This is a genomic window from uncultured Thioclava sp., from assembly GCF_913064665.1.
GTDB classification, from domain to species: domain Bacteria; phylum Pseudomonadota; class Alphaproteobacteria; order Rhodobacterales; family Rhodobacteraceae; genus Thioclava; species Thioclava arctica.
The window spans coordinates 85,376-101,962 of record NZ_CAJYBT010000008.1; the positions used below are offsets into that span (position 1 = coordinate 85,376).

Below are 16,587 nucleotides of genomic sequence, written 5' to 3' on the forward strand. Positions count from 1 at the left end.
GCGATCTGTGTTATGGCGCGCTATGCGCGGTGCCGTCGGGCCGGTTAATGCGGCTTGGCATAGCGCGCGAGTTCCTCTTCGGCGGCCTCGTCGATATCCAGATCGTCGCTTGCGGTGCCGGCATTGGGGTCGTTGAAGACATCCATGTCCAACTGTCCCTCGGTCTTGGCGACAATCGCCGTGACGACCGCATCACCGGTAATGTTGACTGCGGTGCGGATCATATCCATCAGCCGGTCCACGCCAAGGATCAGCGCGATCCCCTCAATCGGCAGGCCGACCTGGCTGAGCACCATCGTCAGCATTACAAGCCCCACACCCGGCACGCCCGCCGTCCCGATAGAGGCCAGAACCGCCATCGCGATCACCGTCAGATAGCCGCCAAGACCAAGGTCGATGCCATAGACATTGGCCAGAAACACCGTGGCGACGCCCTGCATGATCGCGGTGCCATCCATGTTGATCGTCGCTCCGAACGGGATGCAGAAGGACGCAACCGAGTTCTTCGCGCCCATTCTCTCGGTGACACAGCGCAGCGTGACGGGGATGGTGGCGTTGGAGGAGGCGGTCGAGAAGGCAAAGATCTGCGCGGGGCGGATTTTGCGCATGAAGGTAATCGGGTTCAGGCCCGAGAACACCTTGAGAAAGATCATCAATGTGCCAAACAGGTGCAGCATTAGCGCAAAAATCAGCGTTAGCACATAGGCCAGCACCGGCACGAACAGATCAATGCCCTGCTCGGTAAAGGTCTTGGCAATCAGTGCAAACACCCCGATCGGGGCCGCGGCCATGACGATGGCGACGATCTTCATCATCACCTCGTTCATATATTCGGACGCTTCGACAAAGCCCTTGGACTGATGGCCCAGCATCAGCACCGCAATGCCCAGAATGATCGTGTAAAAGATGATCTGCAGCATCTCGCCATTGGCGAATGCCGCGACCGGGTTGGTCGGCACAATCCCGGCAAACACATCCCAGACCGAGGGGGCCTCTTTGCCCGTGATGCCCGAGGTATCGACCCCCGCCATGTCAAAGCCCTTGCCCGGCCCGATCAGCGTGGCGATCAGAATGGCAACCGCAATCGCGACCGCCGTGGTCAGCATATAAAGCCCAAAGCTTTTGCCGCCGACACGGCCCAGAATGCGGATATCGCCAATCCCTGTGACTCCGCAAATCAGCGAGAAGAAAACCAGCGGCACCACCAGCATCTTGAGCGCGTTGACAAACATCTTGCCCACCATCGCAAACAGCCCGCCTACGATCTGAGTGTTGATGAAACTGGAATCGATGGCGTTAAAAATGACGCCCACAATGATGCCCGCGACCATCGCAAACATGATCTGCGCGGTAAGTGAAATTTTCTTTCGCCCGCCCGAGGGGTGCGGAGGTGTTGTGGTTGTCATCGACGCGTCTCCCTGCTGTCGTTTGTTTCCGTCAGCATGACGCAGTTTTGGTATCGATCAACCTTTACGTGCAAAGCGCGGCGTATTCGAAGCGATTGCGGTCATCGAGTGCGCACGTTGCCTCAAAGCGGGCAACTTGCTAAGGCGTGGGGGAGTGAAACCCGTAAAGGCCGCGTTCCCATGTCGTTCAATTCCTTCGGTCATCTGTTCCGCGTCACCACTTGGGGCGAAAGCCATGGGCCTGCCCTTGGCGCGACGGTGGATGGCTGCCCGCCCGGCATCGCGATCGACGAGGCCTTTATCCAGCAGTTTCTGGATCGTCGCCGTCCTGGCCAGTCCAAGGAAACCACCCAGCGCAAGGAGCCCGATGCGGTGCGCATCTTGTCGGGCACATTCGAGGGGCGCACGACCGGCACGCCGATCCAGTTGATGATCGAGAACACCAATCAGCGTTCCAAGGATTACGGCGAGATCGCGCAGCAGTTCCGCCCCGGTCATGCCGATATCACCTATCATCAGAAATACGGCGTGCGCGATTATCGTGGCGGCGGGCGGTCGAGCGCGCGTGAAACCGCAGCGCGGGTGGCGGCGGGCGGCGTGGCACAGGCTGTGCTGGCGCAGCTGGTGCCCGATCTGAAAATCTATGGCTACATGGTTCAGATGGGGGCCAAGCACATCAACCGCGCCCGCTTTGATCGCGACCAGATCCTGCAAAACCCGTTCTTCATTCCCGATGCGCTCGCGGTTGATGAATGGGCCGATTATCTGGCTGCGATCCGCAAGGGCCAAAATTCGGTCGGCGCCGCGATCGAGGTCGTGGCCGAGGGCTGCCCGGCGGGTCTTGGCGCGCCGATCTATGCCAAGATGGATACCGAACTGGCCGCCGCGATGATGTCGATCAACGCAGTCAAAGGCGTGGAAATCGGCGAAGGCATGGCCGCTGCCGCGCTGACCGGCGTGGACAATGCCGATGAGATGGTGATGGGCCCGGATGGCGTGCAATACCTGTCCAACCATGCGGGCGGAATCTTGGGCGGCATCACCACCGGCCAGCCGATTACTGTGCGCTTTGCGGTCAAGCCGACCAGCTCGATCCTGACGCCGCGCCGCTCGGTCAACACGCGCGGCGAAGAGGTCGAGGTGATCACCAAGGGCCGCCACGATCCCTGCGTTGGCATCCGCGCCGTGCCGGTGGCCGAAGCGATGATGGCCTGCGTGATCCTTGATCAATTCCTGATGGATCGCGGGCAAACGGGTGGTGTGCGCGGCGTGATTGGCTAAATCGCGGGGGCGAGCTGCCCGCCGCAGAACCGGGTCGATCCGAGGCCATGACCAAAGCGGCGTCACGTCCCGTCTTGGCGTGACGATGCGTTGCATGATGATCGGGTTGCACCTTGCAGCGCTGTTGGTTTATGCACGGCGCGACTCGGCAGGGGGGCTGGCAAAACTGGCCCTTGCAGAGACTGAAACGACGGGTGGTAGCCGCCCAAATACAGTTTGGCTGCTGATATCTCCTGAGAGCTTTGCCTTATCCAGACGCGCCTTCGCGCCCGCATTGTCTTTGTGTTTGCGCAGATTGATCCGGTCCGTCGTTGTCGGGTCGCACCGTTTGTGTCCACTTGGGCAAGGTCAGCCGTGGGAACCTCGGCCCGGAGCCGCAAATCGAAACAAGGAACAGGACATCACATGCGCTTTTTGATCGACGTTCAGATGCACTACTGGTTCCCGTATCCCAATACGGTCGCCTTGGCAGTGGAGGTCGCCCAGACCAGCGGGCAGACGATCTGTAGCGCCAATCTGAACCTTGGTCACTCCGAGGTGTTTCGGATCGCAGCCGATAGCGATGTCGGGGACAGGATCTGGGCGCGCGTTCCGGGAAATGAGATGTGGCTGCATTATCAGGCGCAGGTCGAGATTACGCGCTCCAGTGCACCGCTGAATGATCTGCGCGCGATGCCCCTGCACGAAATTTCCGCCGAAGCCGCCCCGTATCTGCGCCCCTCGCGCTATTGCCAGTCCGACAAGTTCATCTCTTTCGTGAACAAACGGTTTGGTCATCTGGAAGGGGGCAGCAAGGTCGCCGCCATTCGCGACTGGATCGAGTCGAATTTATCCTATGTTCCGGGCAGTTCGGATTCCGACACCAATGTTCTTGAGACCTTCGCAGGGCGGCAAGGCGTGTGTCGCGACTATGCGCATCTGCTGTGCACCATGGTGCGGGCGGCGCAAATTCCGGCCCGTGCGGTCTCGGCCTATGGGCCCGATGTAGCACCGCAGGATTTCCACGCGGTCGCCGAGGTTTGGCTGGAGGACGCTTGGCATCTGGTCGATGCGACGGGGATGTGTGGTGCGGACAGCATGGCGGTGGTTGTCGTCGGGCGCGACGCCTATGACATCGCCTTCATGGAGTCCCAAGCCCCGGCCAATCTGATTTCCCAGACGGTCTCGGTTCAGCGCTGCTAAGGCGCGGCGCGCCCGGTTGGGTATGAAAAAAGACCGCCCAGATTAAAGGACGGTCTTTCGCAATCGATCCGCAAAGATCATATCACGCGTCGGGTTTGGCTTTTTTCGCGGCGGGCTTTTGGGCCCCTTCCAGCGCATCAAGGCGCGCCTTGAGCGCGTCGTTTTCTTCGCGCGCCTTTTGCGCCATCGCGCGCACCGCGTCGAATTCTTCGCGGGTGACGAAATCACGATCCGCCAGCCAGCGGTCCATCCACGATTTCATCGCAGTTTCGGCCTCGTCTTTCGCGCCTTGAGCCACGCCCATGGCGTTGGTCATCAGCTTGGACATTTCGTCGAAAATTTTGTTGGGCGGTTGCATGGGCATCCCCTCGCGTGAACGTAATCGGTTAAGGCCTATATGGGCCGCGCGGCGCTGGGGTGCAAGGTTGACTTCCCGCACCTAGCAAGGCTTTCTCGCGGCGCATCATCCCGAGGAGACCGCATTGCTGCCCCTTGCCATTCCCTTTCCGCAATTTGACCCGGTCGCGTTGACCATCCCGTTCGTGGGGCTGCCGATCCGCTGGTATGCGCTGGCCTATATTACCGGGCTGGTGCTGGGCTGGCGCATCATCGTAGCGCTGATGAAGCGCCCCGGATTGTGGCCTGCCGATCGCGCGCCGATGGCGCCGGGCCGCGTCGAAGACCTGCTCACGGCGGTGATTTTGGGCGTGGTATTGGGCGGGCGTCTGGGGTTCGTGCTGTTTTACGAACCCGCGTGGTATTTGGCGCATCCGCTGGATGTGCTTAAGGTCTGGCAGGGCGGCATGTCGTTTCACGGCGGTTTTCTGGGCACGCTGGTGGCGGGCTGGTGGTTCGCGCGCCGCCATGACGTGCCCAAGCTGCAACTCGCTGATGCGATGGCTTTGGTCGCGCCGATCGGGCTGTTTCTGGGCCGGATCGCGAATTTCATCAAACCCGAGCTGTGGGGCCGTCCGACCGATGTGCCGTGGGGGGTGATCTTTCCGGGTGAAGCCGCCCAAACCTGTCTAGGCATCGCAGGGCAGGTGGATGGGATCTGCGCGCGCCACCCCTCGCAACTTTATGAGGCGGGGCTGGAGGGGATCGTGCTGGGTCTGATCTTGTGGGGGATGATGCGCTTTGCGCGTTCGCTGAAACGCCCCGGTCTGAGCCTGGGCATCTTCCTGACGGGCTATGGTTGCGCGCGTGCCTTTGTCGAGCTGTTCCGCCAAGGCGATCCGCAATTTGTCACCCCCGGCAATCCTTATGGCCATGTGATCCGCTTCACCGATGGGCTGGGGCTGACGATGGGGCAGGTGCTGTCGATCCCAATGATCCTTGTGGGGCTGTTTTTCGTGATCCGCGCGTTGCGGGCGCCCAAGGCTGCATGACCCCGCTGGGGCGACTTCTGGGCGCGCAGATCGCCGCTGAGGGGCCGATGCGGCTGGATCGCTATATGGCGACGTGCCTGTTGCACCCGGCGCATGGCTATTATGCCACGCGCGACCCGTTTGGCACCGCCGGCGATTTCATCACCGCGCCCGAAATTTCACAGATGTTTGGTGAGATGATCGGTCTGGCGCTTGCGCAGGCTTGGGGCGATCAGGGGCGCCCAACGCCGTTCACTCTGGCCGAGGCGGGGCCGGGGCGGGGCACCTTGATGGCCGATATGGTGCGCGCGATGCGGGCCGTTCCGGGGATGCTCGCGGCGGCGCAGATCCATCTGATTGAGGCCTCACAGACATTGCGTGACATCCAACGCGAGACTTTGGCGGGGCATCAGGTAATTTGGCATGACAGCCTCGTCTCGCTGCCCGATCAACCGGTGTTTCTGGTCGCCAACGAGTTTCTCGATGCGCTGCCGATCCGGCAGTTTCAACGCGCTGATACGGGCTGGTGTGAGCGGCAGGTGGGCGTCGCGCCAGATGGCACGCTGATCCCCGGTCTTGCGCCGCCGACATGGCTGGCCGCACTAGAGACGCGGCGCGGCGATACCAAGCCGGGCGATGTGGTGGAAACTTGCGCGCCTGCGGTGGCGTTCGTGGGCGATCTGGCGGCGCGGATCGCAGCCCAAGGCGGGGCGGCGATTTTGATCGATTACGGCAATTGGCACAGCTTGGGCGATACGTTCCAAGCCTTGTGCGCGCATCAGCCGGTCGATCCTTTCGCCACCCCCGGCGAGGCTGATTTGACCGCCCATGTTGATTTCGAGCCGCTGGCACAGGGCGCGCGTGCAGCGGGGGCGCAGGTCAGTGCGATGACGGCTCAGGGGACGCTGCTGGAGCGGTTGGGCATCACCGCGCGCGCGCAGGCCTTGGCGGGCAAGATGACAGGGACCGCGCTTACAAGCCACATCGCCGCGCATCGCCGCTTGACCCATCCCGCGGAAATGGGTCACCTATTCCAAACGCTGGCGATTGTGCCACAAGGTGCGGCGCTGCCCCCCGGATTTGATGCGGCCTGATTGGCTAGGCAAGGAGATGCGATGGAAACGACGCTTGAAATCCTGACCGCCCCTGCGCTTGGTTCTTTTCAACACGGGTTCTTTACGCGCAAGGGCGGGGCGTCATCGGGGATTTTCTCGGGGCTTAATTGCGGCCCCGGATCAACGGATCAAGCCGGGGCGGTGCGCACCAATCTTGCGCGTGCGGCCAGCGCGCTTGGCGTCGCCCCCGAGGCGTTGGTCAGGGTTCATCAGGTGCACTCGCCCAATGTCGTGACCATTGATGCGCCCGCTGAGACCCCGGTCGAGGCCGATGCGCTTGTGACCGCCACGCCGGGCATCGCGATTTCGATCCTGACGGCAGATTGCCAACCGGTTCTGTTTGCCGATCCCAAGGCGGGGGTGATTGGCGCGGCCCATGCGGGCTGGCGCGGTGCCCTTGAAGGGGTGTTGGAAAACACGCTGGATGCAATGGAGCGCCTTGGCGCAGAGCGTGCCAATATCACCGCTGTGATCGGCCCCTGTATCTCGCTGCAAGCCTATGAGGTGGGTGAGGAGTTCATGGAACGCTTCATGATCGAGGACCCGGCCTATAGTCGTTTCTTTTCCGGTGGTCCCGGTGGCAAGCCGCATTTCGACCTGCCCAGCTTTAGCCTAAGCCGTTTGCGTGCGGCCGGGGTGGGGGAGGCAGAATGGATCCACCGCTGCACCTATAGCGAGCCCGACTTGTTCTTCTCATATCGACGCACCACCCATGCGGGTGAGGCCGATTATGGTCGGCTGTTGTCTGCGATTCGTCTGTGATTGCGGCACGAATGGGGGATGGCGCGCCATGGATCGGCCTTACTTGGGGCAGCGTGCAGCGCAATCCCGGCAAAACGCCCTTATTGCGCGGGATATTGAAACAATCGACTTTGCCATATTTCCCGCTCAAATTGTTTGAAAGTTTTTCGTAACCGCCCAAAGCTGGCCGTAAAGCCCTGCCATACAGGATGAAACCGGGAAAACCGGAAACGCATTCTGAGGTAGGAGCAAACCATGAACCGCAAAGCATCCCAAAACCGCTGGATCAAATCCGTGCTGCGCGAAGCCGCCCAAGCCGAGGTGCAGATGCCCTTCGCGCGTGGTGCCCGCAAATCGCTGACGGATCGGCGTGCCGAATATAGCATTGCCCCAGCACGCCGCGTCGCAGCGTCCTGAGCCCCGCGTTTCCTTTCCGGCCTGCACGCCATTTAGAGATGTGCGTGTGCGCCGTTGAGAGGAATGGGGGTGAAGGCTGCCACTTTCGCCCCGAAAATCCCCGCGTTCCGGCCTGCTCCGGGGCGCGGGGTGATTCGTTTCCCGATTGTGTCGAGACAGTGGCGGCGCGTCCCCAAGTCTGAAACGATGCGCATATCGAGGGGCGCATTGCCTGCCCCCGAGGCGACAGTTTACGCAAAAATTTGACGCGAGCGTTCGGAGTGGTCATGGTCATCTCGTCTCTCTGCACCCGGTGGGGGCCGCCGCAGATGTGACCAGACCGAAAGGCTGCTCGCATGAGGAATACCCATCGTTCGGTGGCGGGGCTGTCACCCGTTCACACGACACATGATACACATGTCTCACAGGCACCCGCACGGGTTCTGCGGGCCACTCCGTCGAGTCCCAAGCGCACGCTCAAGGCGTCGGGGCTGACGCGCCGCTACTCTACGATGTGGCTGGGCGAAGACGGGATGATTGAAGATGAATCGCGCATCGCTCCGGCGATTCCTCTGTTCGAAGAGGCGTTTTCGGCACTGGCGCGCGGTTCGGTTCTGGCCACCGAGGAAGGCCCCGTGGCGATCGAAGACCTCGTGCCCGGAATGCGCGTGCATACCGCTGAGGGGCGCGTCGAAACGGTCACCTGGATTGGCTCGATGACGATGTTTCCGACCGGGGGCGAGCCGGGGGCAAAGCTGATCCGTGTGGCTGCCGAGGCCTTTGGTCATGCGCGCCCGATGCCCGATCTGGTGCTGGGTCCGCATGCGCGCATCGGGCTGCGCGATGCGCGCATGCGCGGGCGCATGGGGATCGAGCAGGCCTATGTGCCGATCTCGGGGTTTATTGACGGGGTCAGCGTGGTCGAGGTGCAGCCGATATCGCCGGTCAGCGTTTATCATCTGGTGCTGGAGACGCAGGGGTCGCTGAAGGTCGGTGGGCTAGAGGTGGAAAGCTACCATCCCGGCGAGGGCGCTGAGCGGATGATCGACTCGCGCATGTTGGAACTGTTCACGGGTGTCTTTCCGCAGATATCGCATCTGCGCGATTTCGGTCGCCTGAGCCATCCGCGACTGACGCGATACGAAGTTGAAGACATGCTGGTTTGAGTGGGTAGCAGACCGGTATGAGAAAGCCGCGCGGGTTGGGGGCTCGCGCGGCTTTTGCATATTTGTGGGGGCAGGGATTAGTCCTCCATTGCCTCCAGCTCGTCGATGAAGCCTTCGATCATCGACAGGCCCTTGTCCCAGAATGCCGGGTCGGTCGCATCAAGGCCGAACGGGGCCAGCAGCGCCTTGTGATGCATCGACCCGCCCGCTTCGAGCATCGCGAAATACTTGTCCTGGAAGCCCTGCGGTTCGGCCTCGTAAGCGGCATATAGCGCGTTCACCAGACCATCGCCAAACGCATAGGCATAGACGTAGAAGGGCGAGTGAACGAAATGCGGGATGTAGGACCAAAAGGTTTCATATCCGGGCATGAACTCAAACACCGGACCCAAGGATTCCCCCTGCACCGACATCCACAGCGCGTTGATATCTTCCGGCGTTAGTTCCCCTTCAGCGCGCGCGGCGTGCAGTTTGCATTCGAAATCGTAGAACGCGATCTGGCGCACGACCGTGTTGATCATGTCCTCGACCTTGCCCGCCAGCAGGGTTTTGCGTTCCGCCTGCGTTTTGGCACCTGCCAGCAGCTTGCGGAAGGTCAGCATCTCGCCAAAGACGCTGGCGGTTTCGGCCAGTGTCAGCGGGGTTGAGGCCAGCATCTCGCCCTGTTTGGCGGCCAGCACCTGATGCACGCCATGGCCCAGCTCATGTGCCAGCGTCATCACATCGCGCGGCTTGCCAAGGTAGTTGAGCATCACATAGGGGTGCACGGTGGTCACCGTCGGATGGGCAAACGCGCCCGGTGCCTTGCCCGGCTTCACGCCTGCATCAATCCAGCTGCGTTCGAAAAATGGCTGGGCGATCTCGGCCATGCGCGGATCAAACCCCGCATAGGCCTCAAGCACGGTGGCTTTGGCCTCATCCCATTGGATTTCGCGCGGGTCGTCATTGGGCAGCGGTGCGTTGCGGTCCCAGATTTGCAGCTTATCAAGGCCGAGCCATTTGGCTTTCAGCGCATAATAGCGATGCGACAGGCGCGGATAAGCGGCGACCACGGCATTGCGCAGGGCCTCGACGACCTCGGGTTCGACGTCGTTGGACAGGTGGCGACCCGTCTGGGGGGTCGGTATCTTGCGCCAGCGATCCTCGATTTCCTTTTCCTTGGCCAGCGTGTTGTGGATGCGCGAAAAGGTGCGGACCGTCTCACTGAACACTTTCGCCAAGGCCTGCGCCGCCGCCTCGCGCTTGGCGCGGTCGTGATCGGAGAGCAGCGTCGTCGTGGCCTCAAGGCTCAGGGTTTCGCCCTGCACCTCAAATGTCAGCGCGGCGGTGGTTTCGTCAAACAGCCGGTTCCACGCAGAGGCCCCGACAACCGATTGATCATGCAGAAACTTCTCCATCTCATCAGAGAGCTGGTAGGGTTTCATCGCGCGCATCCGGTCAAAGACAGGCTTGTAGCGCGCAACCTGCGGATCGGCGAACACCGCTTCATAGCGGGCATCGTCGATGCGGTTGAATTCAAGGCTGAAAAACACCAGCGGCGTAGTGAAGGTGGTGATTTTATCCTGCGCATCCGCCATCTGTTTGACGCGCGCAACATCGCCGGTGTTCTGGTAATAGCGCAGCCCCACAAACGACATCACGCGGCCCGCTTTTTCCTCGATCGCCTCATAGCGCGCGATGCAGTCTGCCATGGCGGACGCGTCCAACTCGGCCAGCTTGCCTTGATAATCGCGCGCAAAAGCGGCGCAGTTTTTCTCAAGCCAGCTCATATCGCTTGCCAGTTCGGGTGCATCAGGTGCTGGATACAGATCGCTCAGATCCCAGTCGGGAAGCGCGCCGAAGGCCCCCGAATTTGCGTTGGCGTCGTAAACGGGGCGGCGGTGCGTGGGTGTCATGGCGTCCTCTTGGTCTGGCATGTTGGTCTTGAGATAGGGGGCTTGGGGCGGGAATGGCAAGGGGTGCGTAAAATTTGGGCATTGTGCGGTAAATTACGCGTTGGTTGGCCAATTCAGCCACTCAACCTTGGCGATTGCCTTTTCCTGTCGACACTCTAGCCTTAGCAATAGTGGGAGAAGCAGGAGTGACCGCGATCGAAATGATAGAATATTTCAACGAGATGTTCGACGGCGATCAGGTGCGTGCGCCTTATAGCGCGCTGGATGGCTGGACCCGCGAGATGCCCGCCGATTTCCGCGCCATGAAACAGGCCGAGGCAGAGGCGATGTTTCGCCGCATCGGCATCACCTTCGCGGTTTATGGCGAGGGCGGCGACCCGGATCGACTTATCCCGTTTGATATGTTCCCCCGCGTGTTCACGCAGATGGAATGGCGCAAACTCGAGCGCGGAATCAAGCAGCGCGCGCGTGCGCTCAACGCGTTTCTTCTGGATGTTTACGGTCGCGGAGAGATCGTGCGTGCCGGACGCATCCCCGCCCGTCTGGTGTATCAAAACGACGCCTATGAGCGCTCTGTCACCGGCTTTGTACCGCCGCGCGGTATCTACAGCCATATCGTAGGCATTGATCTGGTGCGCACCGGGCGCGATCAGTTTTACGTTCTTGAAGACAACTGCCGCACGCCGTCGGGTGTGTCGTATATGTTGGAAAACCGCGAGATCATGATGCGGATGTTTCCGCAGCTGTTTCGCGAGAACCGGATTGAGCCCGTTGAGGGCTATCCCGAGGCGCTGCGGCGCACTCTGGCCTCGGTCGCACCGGCAAAATGCAATGGCGATCCCACGATCGCGATCCTTACGCCGGGCCATTTCAACTCGGCCTATTACGAACATTCCTTCTTGGCCGATCTGATGGGGGTCGATCTGGTCGAGGGCGCGGATTTGTTCGTCGAGGGCGGGTTTTGCTGGATGCGCACGACCGAGGGGCCGCAGAAGCTGGATGTGATCTATCGCAGGCTGGATGATGCCTATCTTGATCCGCTGTGTTTCCGCCCCGATTCCATGCTGGGCGTGCCGGGGCTGATGGATGTCTATCGCTCGGGTGGCGTGTCGATCTGCTCGGCGCCCGGTGCTGGCGTGGCCGATGACAAGGCGATTTATACGTTCGTGCCGGAAATGATCCGCTTTTATCTTGGCGAAGAGCCGCTGCTGGAAAACGTGCCGACTTGGCAATGCGCCAAGCCTGATGAGCTAAAATATGTGCTCGAAAAGCTGGGGGATCTGGTTGTCAAAGAGGTCCACGGTTCGGGCGGTTACGGCATGTTGGTGGGGCCGAAATCCACCAAGGAACAGATCGAGATTTTCCGTCACAAGATCATGGAAGATCCTGACAATTACATCGCCCAACCGACCTTGGCATTGTCGACTACCCCGACATTCGTCGAAGAGGGGGTGGCGCCGCGCCATGTCGATCTGCGCCCCTACTGCCTTGTCGGGGATAAAATCGAACTGGTGCCGGGCGGGTTGACGCGCGTGGCGCTGACCGAAGGCTCGCTCGTGGTCAATTCAAGCCAGGGCGGCGGCGTAAAAGATACCTGGGTTCTGGCGGAGTGATGACATGCTAAGCCGGACGGCGGAAAATCTCTTTTGGGTCGCGCGCTACATGGAGCGCGCGGAAACGATGGCGCGCCTGCTTGAGGTCGGCGCGCGTATCTCTTTGACGCCCTCAGCGGGGCATGGCTATCGCTCTGACTGGGTGAGCTTGCTGCAAGCCTCGGGCACCGCCGAAGGCTTTGCTGCGAAATACGGCGATCCGGTGCAGCGCAATATCGAAAGCTACCTGTTCTTTGATCGCGACAACCCCTCATCGGTGATTTCCTGTATCGAACGGGCGCGCGAAAACGCCCGCATCGTGCGCACCGCGATCACCGGACAGGTCTGGGACACGCTCAATACCGCGTTTCAGCAAATCCGCCAATTGGAACGCCAGCCACGCTCTGAGATGGAATTGGGCGAGCTGTGTGATTGGGTGAACAGCAAATCGGCGCTGCTGCGCGGCTCGATGGATGGCACGATGCTGCGCAATGACGGGTTCTTCTTTATGAACCTCGGCTATGCGCTCGAGCGGGCCGACAACACCGCGCGTCTGATTGACGTCAAGTACTTCGTGCTGCTGCCTTCGGTCGAAATGGTCGGCACGGGGCTGGATAATCACCAATGGCGGGTAATGCTGCGCGCGCTGCAAGCCCATCGTGCGTTTCACTGGGCCTATGGCGGTGAGATCACCTCGGCCAAAATCGTGGATTTCTTGATCTTGAACCCGGCCAGCCCGCGCTCGTTGCTGTCATCGACGCAAAAGGTGATGCGCCATCTCGACAACCTGGCGCGGTTCTACAACCAGCCCGCAGGCCCCGCGCAAGAGAGCGCCCAAGCGCTCGTCGCCGCGCTGTCATCCACCCGTGTTCCCGAGATTTTCGACGAGGGGCTGCATGAATTCCTGACCCGCTTCATTCAGGATATCGGTGAGCTGACGGGACTTGTGCAGCGCAACTACCTGAGTGGAGAGGCGCGATGATTCTCACGGTCGATCATGTAACAACCTATTCCTACGACAGTCCGATGGGCTCATCGGTGCAGTCTTTGCGCCTGTTCCCGTCGCGCTTTAGCGGCCAACGCGAGATTGAATGGCAGGTTGCGGTCGAAGGCGGCATTCGCGGCGGTGAGTTTCGCGATGGTGCGGGCGATAAGGTGGAAAGCTGGTCGATCCGCCCGCCCATCGAGGAGGTCGTCGTGACGGTGCGTGGCAAGATCGAGACCACCGATACGGCAGGGGTGCTGCGCGGCCATCGCGAGTTGGTGCATCCGATGGCGTATCTGCGCGAAACCACCGCGACATGGATCGACGACGGATTGGCGAAACTGGCCTCTGAGGCGGTCGCGGATTGCACCGAGTTGCTTGATTGCGCGCATCGCCTAAGTGCTGCAGTGGCCGAGGCAATTTCCTACGAGCCCGGCACCACCGATGCCCATACCACCGCCGCCGAGGCTTTGGCCCAAGGCAAGGGCGTGTGTCAGGATCATGCCCATGCCCTCATCGCCGTGGCGCGCGCGCATGATCTACCGGCACGCTATGTCTCGGGCTATTTGTTTGCCACAGAAGACGGCGCCCCCCATGAAGCCGCACATGCCTGGACCGAAATCTGGATCGAGGGGATCGGCTGGATCGGTTTTGATGCCGCCAATAGCTGCTGCCCCGATGACCGCTATATCCGGCTTGGCTCGGGTTTGGATGCCCATGAGGCCGCGCCAATTCGCGGCATCACCCAAGGCGGTTCCGAAGAGCGACTAGACGTCACAGTTGCTCTTGAGCAAGTCCAGCAATAAGGTCGCGCTGATCAGGGGGATCAGGGAAAAATTATGACCTATTGTGTCGGCCTGCTTTTGAATGCGGGCATGGTTCTGCTGTCGGATACGCGCACCAATGGTGGGCTTGATAATATTGCGACCTATCGCAAGATGTTCACCTTTGAAGACCCCGGTGAGCGGGTGGTCGCGATCATGACGGCGGGCTCGCTGTCGGTGACGCAAACCACGCTGGCGCGGTTGCGCGAAGAAATCGACTCTTCGGATGCCACTGGCGAGACCTCGATTATGCTTGCGCCGACGATGCTGAAGGTGGCCGAGATTATCGGCAATACCATGGCTGGCGTGCGCAAGGATATCGTGAGCCGGATGGAGATGGAGCGAGTCTCGACCTCGGCCTCGATGATCGTTGCGGGCCAGCGCGCGGGCGGCGAGATGCGGATGTTTTTGATCTATCCCGAAGGCAATTTCATCGAGGCGACCGAAGACACACCGTTCCTGCAAATTGGCGAGCATAAATACGGCAAGCCTATTCTCGACCGGGTGGTGCGCTCGGAAACCACGCTTGAGGATGCACAAAAGGCGGTGCTGCTGTCGATGGATTCGACATTGCGGTCAAACCTGTCGGTGGGCATGCCTCTAGATTTGGCAGTGATTGCCAACAATGACTGCAAAATCACGATGCAGCGCCGTCTTGAAGCGGGCGATCCCGAATTCGCGCGCATGTCCGAGGCGTGGTCAACTGCGCTGCGCGACAGCTTTACGCAGATTCAGCTATAGGTGCCGCTGCCGCGCCTGCCGCGTCAAAAAGCGCCGCGCAGGCATCGTAAAACCGCGCACGCGTGGCGGGCACTTCCATCATGATCTCGTGCTCGGCGCCGGGCATCACGTCAAACTTGGCGCCCGGCCAGCGGCCCATCCGGTCATGAACTGACGGGGTGTAAACAATTTTTTCGACCCCTCCCAGCGCGCAATAGCAGGGCAGATCGGGCGAGGGCAGGGCGTTTAGCGCTTCGCATTCCAGAATGCTTTCCGCGACCCAATGGATCGTCGGGCCGCCCAGCGTCAGCGCAGGCTCTTGGGCCGCTTGGTCCAGAAGCCACGCCCACATCGCAGGATCGCGGGTAAGGCGATTGGCGTTGAAGCTGTCGCGATAGACATAGGTCTGCGCGTTCATGCCCGGCGGGAAGCCCTCGGCAAAGGGGGATCCACCGAACAGTTGCGCCAAGATGATGCGGAACGGGTGCAGCATGGCGTTCACCTTGATGCCCCACATCGGTGCCGAGAACGCGGCGGCGGCAAAAGGGTGGTCCTTGCCCTGTATCGCGCGCAGCCCGATCGCGCCGCCCATCGAATGGCCGATGAAAAAGAATGGGCGGGGCAGAGCAAGCTCATGCGCTGCCTTGATCACCGCCTTCAGATCGATTTGATAATCCAGGATGCCCCCGACATGTCCCTTCATCGGGTCATTGGGCAGCAGACGGTCGGCAAGGCCCTGACCCCGCCAATCCACCGCCAGCATCGCATAGCCGCGCGCAGCCAGTTCCGCCGCTGCGGGGCCGTATTTCTCGATATATTCGGTGCGACCACATAGCAAAAAGACGGTCCCGCGCGGTTTGGCGGGGCCGGGCCAATGGCCAAATCGGATGCGCACACCGTCATCGGTGTGCAGCCAATAGGCCGCGCCCCCCTCGGGGCCACGTGCGATTGCCTCATTGAGGGGGGCGCGTTCCATCAAGCGAGCGCCGCGCCGAGTTGCATGGCCAGCCCCATCGAGCCGTCCACTTTCAGCTTGCCCGACATGAAGGCTGCCGTCGGGTTTACATCGCCGCCCAGCATTCCCTCAAACGTCTCGCGATCTGCGATCATCACGACTTCGGCGTCGTCATCGCCTTCGCGCACGCCGTTTTCATCCACGATGATCGAGCCTTCATCCTCGATCACGAATTTCGCAGTCGACGAAAAACCATCGGGCAGCTTCACTTTCAATGCCTCAACGGCCTTGTTGATAACTTCGCTCATCATCGTCCTCCAGATTTGATCGCCGGGCTCTCGCATTTTCCAGCATTTGTATTATCTAAGTGTTATGTGGCACGCGATCTACAGATACAAATATGCCGTCACGGCATTTTGCTTGAGCGCTACGCTTGGGGCAATGGCGGCTTTCCCCGCTAAGGCCGAAACAGCGGGGCTTGATCCCTATTTCAAGGAATTGGCCGATCCAAGTGAGCAAGGATGGTCACGCGCAGAGGCGGATATCCGCCGGGCGTGGTCGCGCTCTGGCTCGGCGACGATGGATTTGCTGCTCAAACGTGGCGAGTCCGCGCTGGACGAGGGCGATACCGATGCCGCAATCGAGCATTTCACCGCCCTGACCGATCACGCGCCCGATTTCGCCGAAGGCTGGAACGGGCGCGCGACCGCCTATTTCATGGCCGGGCTGTACGGCCCTGCGGCATCCGATATCGCCCATGTTCTCAAACTTGAGCCGCGCCATTGGGGGGCCTTGGCGGGTCTGGGCGCGATGCTCGAAGAAATGGGCGATGAGAAACGCGCGCTTGAGGCCTATCAGGCCTCTTTCGCCTTGAACCCGCATCAACAGGATGTGAAAGACGCAATTGCGCGTCTGGACAAGGCGCATCGGGGAACGGCGCTCTAAGGCCGACAGGGAAGCTG

General features: G+C 60.9%; 17 protein-coding genes. 12 read left to right on the top strand and 5 right to left on the bottom strand.

Features of this window, described 5'->3' with window-relative positions; genetic code table 11:
• Nucleotides 1–44: 44 nt before the first annotated feature.
• Nucleotides 45–1,406 (bottom strand): dicarboxylate/amino acid:cation symporter, encoded by a 1,362-nt coding sequence (locus QZ571_RS05160; RefSeq protein WP_295532620.1) that lies wholly within the window; start codon nucleotides 1,404–1,406, stop codon nucleotides 45–47.
• 180 nt (nucleotides 1,407–1,586) lie between these two features.
• On the opposite strand from QZ571_RS05160, the gene aroC reads away from it, so the two are divergent.
• Together aroC and QZ571_RS05170 are read left to right on the top strand one after the other, a co-directional pair.
• Nucleotides 1,587–2,687, top strand: coding sequence for a chorismate synthase (gene aroC / locus QZ571_RS05165; protein ID WP_295532622.1), 1,101 nt, complete (start codon nucleotides 1,587–1,589; stop codon nucleotides 2,685–2,687).
• Between the two features lie 405 nt (nucleotides 2,688–3,092).
• Entirely contained in the window at nucleotides 3,093–3,869 is a 777-nt protein-coding gene (locus QZ571_RS05170; protein ID WP_295532624.1) for a transglutaminase family protein, read from the top strand.
• 82 nt (nucleotides 3,870–3,951) lie between these two features.
• Here QZ571_RS05170 and QZ571_RS05175 read toward each other — a convergent pair whose 3' ends face one another.
• Nucleotides 3,952–4,227 (bottom strand): accessory factor UbiK family protein, encoded by a 276-nt coding sequence (locus tag QZ571_RS05175; protein WP_295532626.1) that lies wholly within the window; start codon nucleotides 4,225–4,227, stop codon nucleotides 3,952–3,954.
• A 139-nt stretch (nucleotides 4,228–4,366) separates the two neighbouring features.
• Between QZ571_RS05175 and lgt the strand changes: the two genes are divergently transcribed.
• The 5 genes from lgt to QZ571_RS05200 all read left to right on the top strand — a co-directional run bounded on the left by lgt (nucleotide 4,367) and on the right by QZ571_RS05200 (nucleotide 8,654).
• Nucleotides 4,367–5,257 carry a prolipoprotein diacylglyceryl transferase gene (lgt, locus tag QZ571_RS05180; protein WP_295532672.1) on the top strand — a complete coding sequence of 297 codons (891 nt, stop codon included), beginning with the start codon at nucleotides 4,367–4,369 and terminating at the stop codon, nucleotides 5,255–5,257.
• Complete coding sequence (locus QZ571_RS05185) at nucleotides 5,254–6,330, top strand: SAM-dependent methyltransferase (protein WP_295532628.1); 1,077 nt, start codon at nucleotides 5,254–5,256, stop codon at nucleotides 6,328–6,330. The genes lgt and QZ571_RS05185 overlap by 4 nt, the downstream gene beginning before the upstream one ends.
• Before the next feature lie 21 nt (nucleotides 6,331–6,351).
• Complete coding sequence (gene pgeF / locus QZ571_RS05190) at nucleotides 6,352–7,113, top strand: peptidoglycan editing factor PgeF (RefSeq protein ID WP_295532630.1); 762 nt, start codon at nucleotides 6,352–6,354, stop codon at nucleotides 7,111–7,113.
• Between the two features lie 234 nt (nucleotides 7,114–7,347).
• A complete protein-coding gene (locus tag QZ571_RS05195; protein ID WP_295532631.1) occupies nucleotides 7,348–7,509 on the top strand; it encodes a hypothetical protein in 162 nt (53 codons plus the stop codon).
• Nucleotides 7,510–7,844: 335 nt separating this feature from the next.
• Nucleotides 7,845–8,654, top strand: a complete 810-nt coding sequence (locus QZ571_RS05200) for a Hint domain-containing protein (protein WP_295532633.1) — start codon at nucleotides 7,845–7,847, stop codon at nucleotides 8,652–8,654.
• Nucleotides 8,655–8,731: 77 nt separating this feature from the next.
• Here QZ571_RS05200 and QZ571_RS05205 read toward each other — a convergent pair whose 3' ends face one another.
• Nucleotides 8,732–10,549 carry a M3 family oligoendopeptidase gene (locus QZ571_RS05205; RefSeq protein WP_295532635.1) on the bottom strand — a complete coding sequence of 606 codons (1,818 nt, stop codon included), beginning with the start codon at nucleotides 10,547–10,549 and terminating at the stop codon, nucleotides 8,732–8,734.
• A 200-nt stretch (nucleotides 10,550–10,749) separates the two neighbouring features.
• Between QZ571_RS05205 and QZ571_RS05210 the strand changes: the two genes are divergently transcribed.
• The 4 genes from QZ571_RS05210 to QZ571_RS05225 are packed head-to-tail and all read left to right on the top strand — an operon-like array spanning nucleotide 10,750 to nucleotide 14,691.
• Complete coding sequence (locus QZ571_RS05210; protein ID WP_295532673.1) at nucleotides 10,750–12,162, top strand: circularly permuted type 2 ATP-grasp protein; 1,413 nt, start codon at nucleotides 10,750–10,752, stop codon at nucleotides 12,160–12,162.
• Nucleotides 12,163–12,166: 4 nt separating this feature from the next.
• Entirely contained in the window at nucleotides 12,167–13,123 is a 957-nt protein-coding gene (locus QZ571_RS05215) for an alpha-E domain-containing protein (RefSeq protein ID WP_295532637.1), read from the top strand.
• Nucleotides 13,120–13,932 (top strand): transglutaminase family protein, encoded by an 813-nt coding sequence (locus QZ571_RS05220; RefSeq protein ID WP_295532639.1) that lies wholly within the window; start codon nucleotides 13,120–13,122, stop codon nucleotides 13,930–13,932. Before QZ571_RS05215 ends, QZ571_RS05220 begins: the two co-directional genes overlap by 4 nt.
• A 33-nt stretch (nucleotides 13,933–13,965) precedes the next feature.
• Nucleotides 13,966–14,691, top strand: a complete 726-nt coding sequence (locus QZ571_RS05225) for a peptidase (RefSeq protein ID WP_295532641.1) — start codon at nucleotides 13,966–13,968, stop codon at nucleotides 14,689–14,691.
• Here the strand turns inward: QZ571_RS05225 and QZ571_RS05230 are convergent.
• Nucleotides 14,672–15,646: an alpha/beta hydrolase gene (locus QZ571_RS05230; RefSeq protein ID WP_295532643.1), complete on the bottom strand. Its 975-nt coding sequence runs from the start codon at nucleotides 15,644–15,646 to the stop codon at nucleotides 14,672–14,674. The two genes, QZ571_RS05225 and QZ571_RS05230, sit on opposite strands and share 20 nt — an antisense overlap.
• On the bottom strand, nucleotides 15,646–15,933 hold the full coding sequence (locus QZ571_RS05235) for an SCP2 sterol-binding domain-containing protein (protein WP_295532645.1): 288 nt from the start codon (nucleotides 15,931–15,933) through the stop codon (nucleotides 15,646–15,648). Before QZ571_RS05235 ends, QZ571_RS05230 begins: the two co-directional genes overlap by 1 nt.
• A 112-nt stretch (nucleotides 15,934–16,045) precedes the next feature.
• Between QZ571_RS05235 and QZ571_RS05240 the strand changes: the two genes are divergently transcribed.
• Nucleotides 16,046–16,570 (top strand): tetratricopeptide repeat protein, encoded by a 525-nt coding sequence (locus tag QZ571_RS05240; protein ID WP_295532647.1) that lies wholly within the window; start codon nucleotides 16,046–16,048, stop codon nucleotides 16,568–16,570.
• Nucleotides 16,571–16,587: the final 17 nt, after the last annotated feature.

Bases quoted from the DNA above. Each gene is read 5' to 3' on its own strand.
- QZ571_RS05205 (WP_295532635.1), bottom strand. From the start codon at position 10,549: ATGACACCCACGCACCGCCGCCCCGTTTACGACGCCAACGCAAATTCG.
- QZ571_RS05215 (WP_295532637.1), top strand. From the start codon at position 12,167: ATGCTAAGCCGGACGGCGGAAAATCTCTTTTGGGTCGCGCGCTACATG.
- QZ571_RS05235 (WP_295532645.1), bottom strand. From the start codon at position 15,933: ATGAGCGAAGTTATCAACAAGGCCGTTGAGGCATTGAAAGTGAAGCTG.
- QZ571_RS05160 (WP_295532620.1), bottom strand. From the start codon at position 1,406: ATGACAACCACAACACCTCCGCACCCCTCGGGCGGGCGAAAGAAAATT.
- pgeF (WP_295532630.1), top strand. From the start codon at position 6,352: ATGGAAACGACGCTTGAAATCCTGACCGCCCCTGCGCTTGGTTCTTTT.
- QZ571_RS05200 (WP_295532633.1), top strand. From the start codon at position 7,845: ATGAGGAATACCCATCGTTCGGTGGCGGGGCTGTCACCCGTTCACACG.
- QZ571_RS05210 (WP_295532673.1), top strand. From the start codon at position 10,750: ATGATAGAATATTTCAACGAGATGTTCGACGGCGATCAGGTGCGTGCG.
- QZ571_RS05185 (WP_295532628.1), top strand. From the start codon at position 5,254: ATGACCCCGCTGGGGCGACTTCTGGGCGCGCAGATCGCCGCTGAGGGG.
- QZ571_RS05195 (WP_295532631.1), top strand. From the start codon at position 7,348: ATGAACCGCAAAGCATCCCAAAACCGCTGGATCAAATCCGTGCTGCGC.
- QZ571_RS05170 (WP_295532624.1), top strand. From the start codon at position 3,093: ATGCGCTTTTTGATCGACGTTCAGATGCACTACTGGTTCCCGTATCCC.
- QZ571_RS05220 (WP_295532639.1), top strand. From the start codon at position 13,120: ATGATTCTCACGGTCGATCATGTAACAACCTATTCCTACGACAGTCCG.
- aroC (WP_295532622.1), top strand. From the start codon at position 1,587: ATGTCGTTCAATTCCTTCGGTCATCTGTTCCGCGTCACCACTTGGGGC.
- QZ571_RS05225 (WP_295532641.1), top strand. From the start codon at position 13,966: ATGACCTATTGTGTCGGCCTGCTTTTGAATGCGGGCATGGTTCTGCTG.
- QZ571_RS05175 (WP_295532626.1), bottom strand. From the start codon at position 4,227: ATGCAACCGCCCAACAAAATTTTCGACGAAATGTCCAAGCTGATGACC.
- QZ571_RS05230 (WP_295532643.1), bottom strand. From the start codon at position 15,646: ATGGAACGCGCCCCCCTCAATGAGGCAATCGCACGTGGCCCCGAGGGG.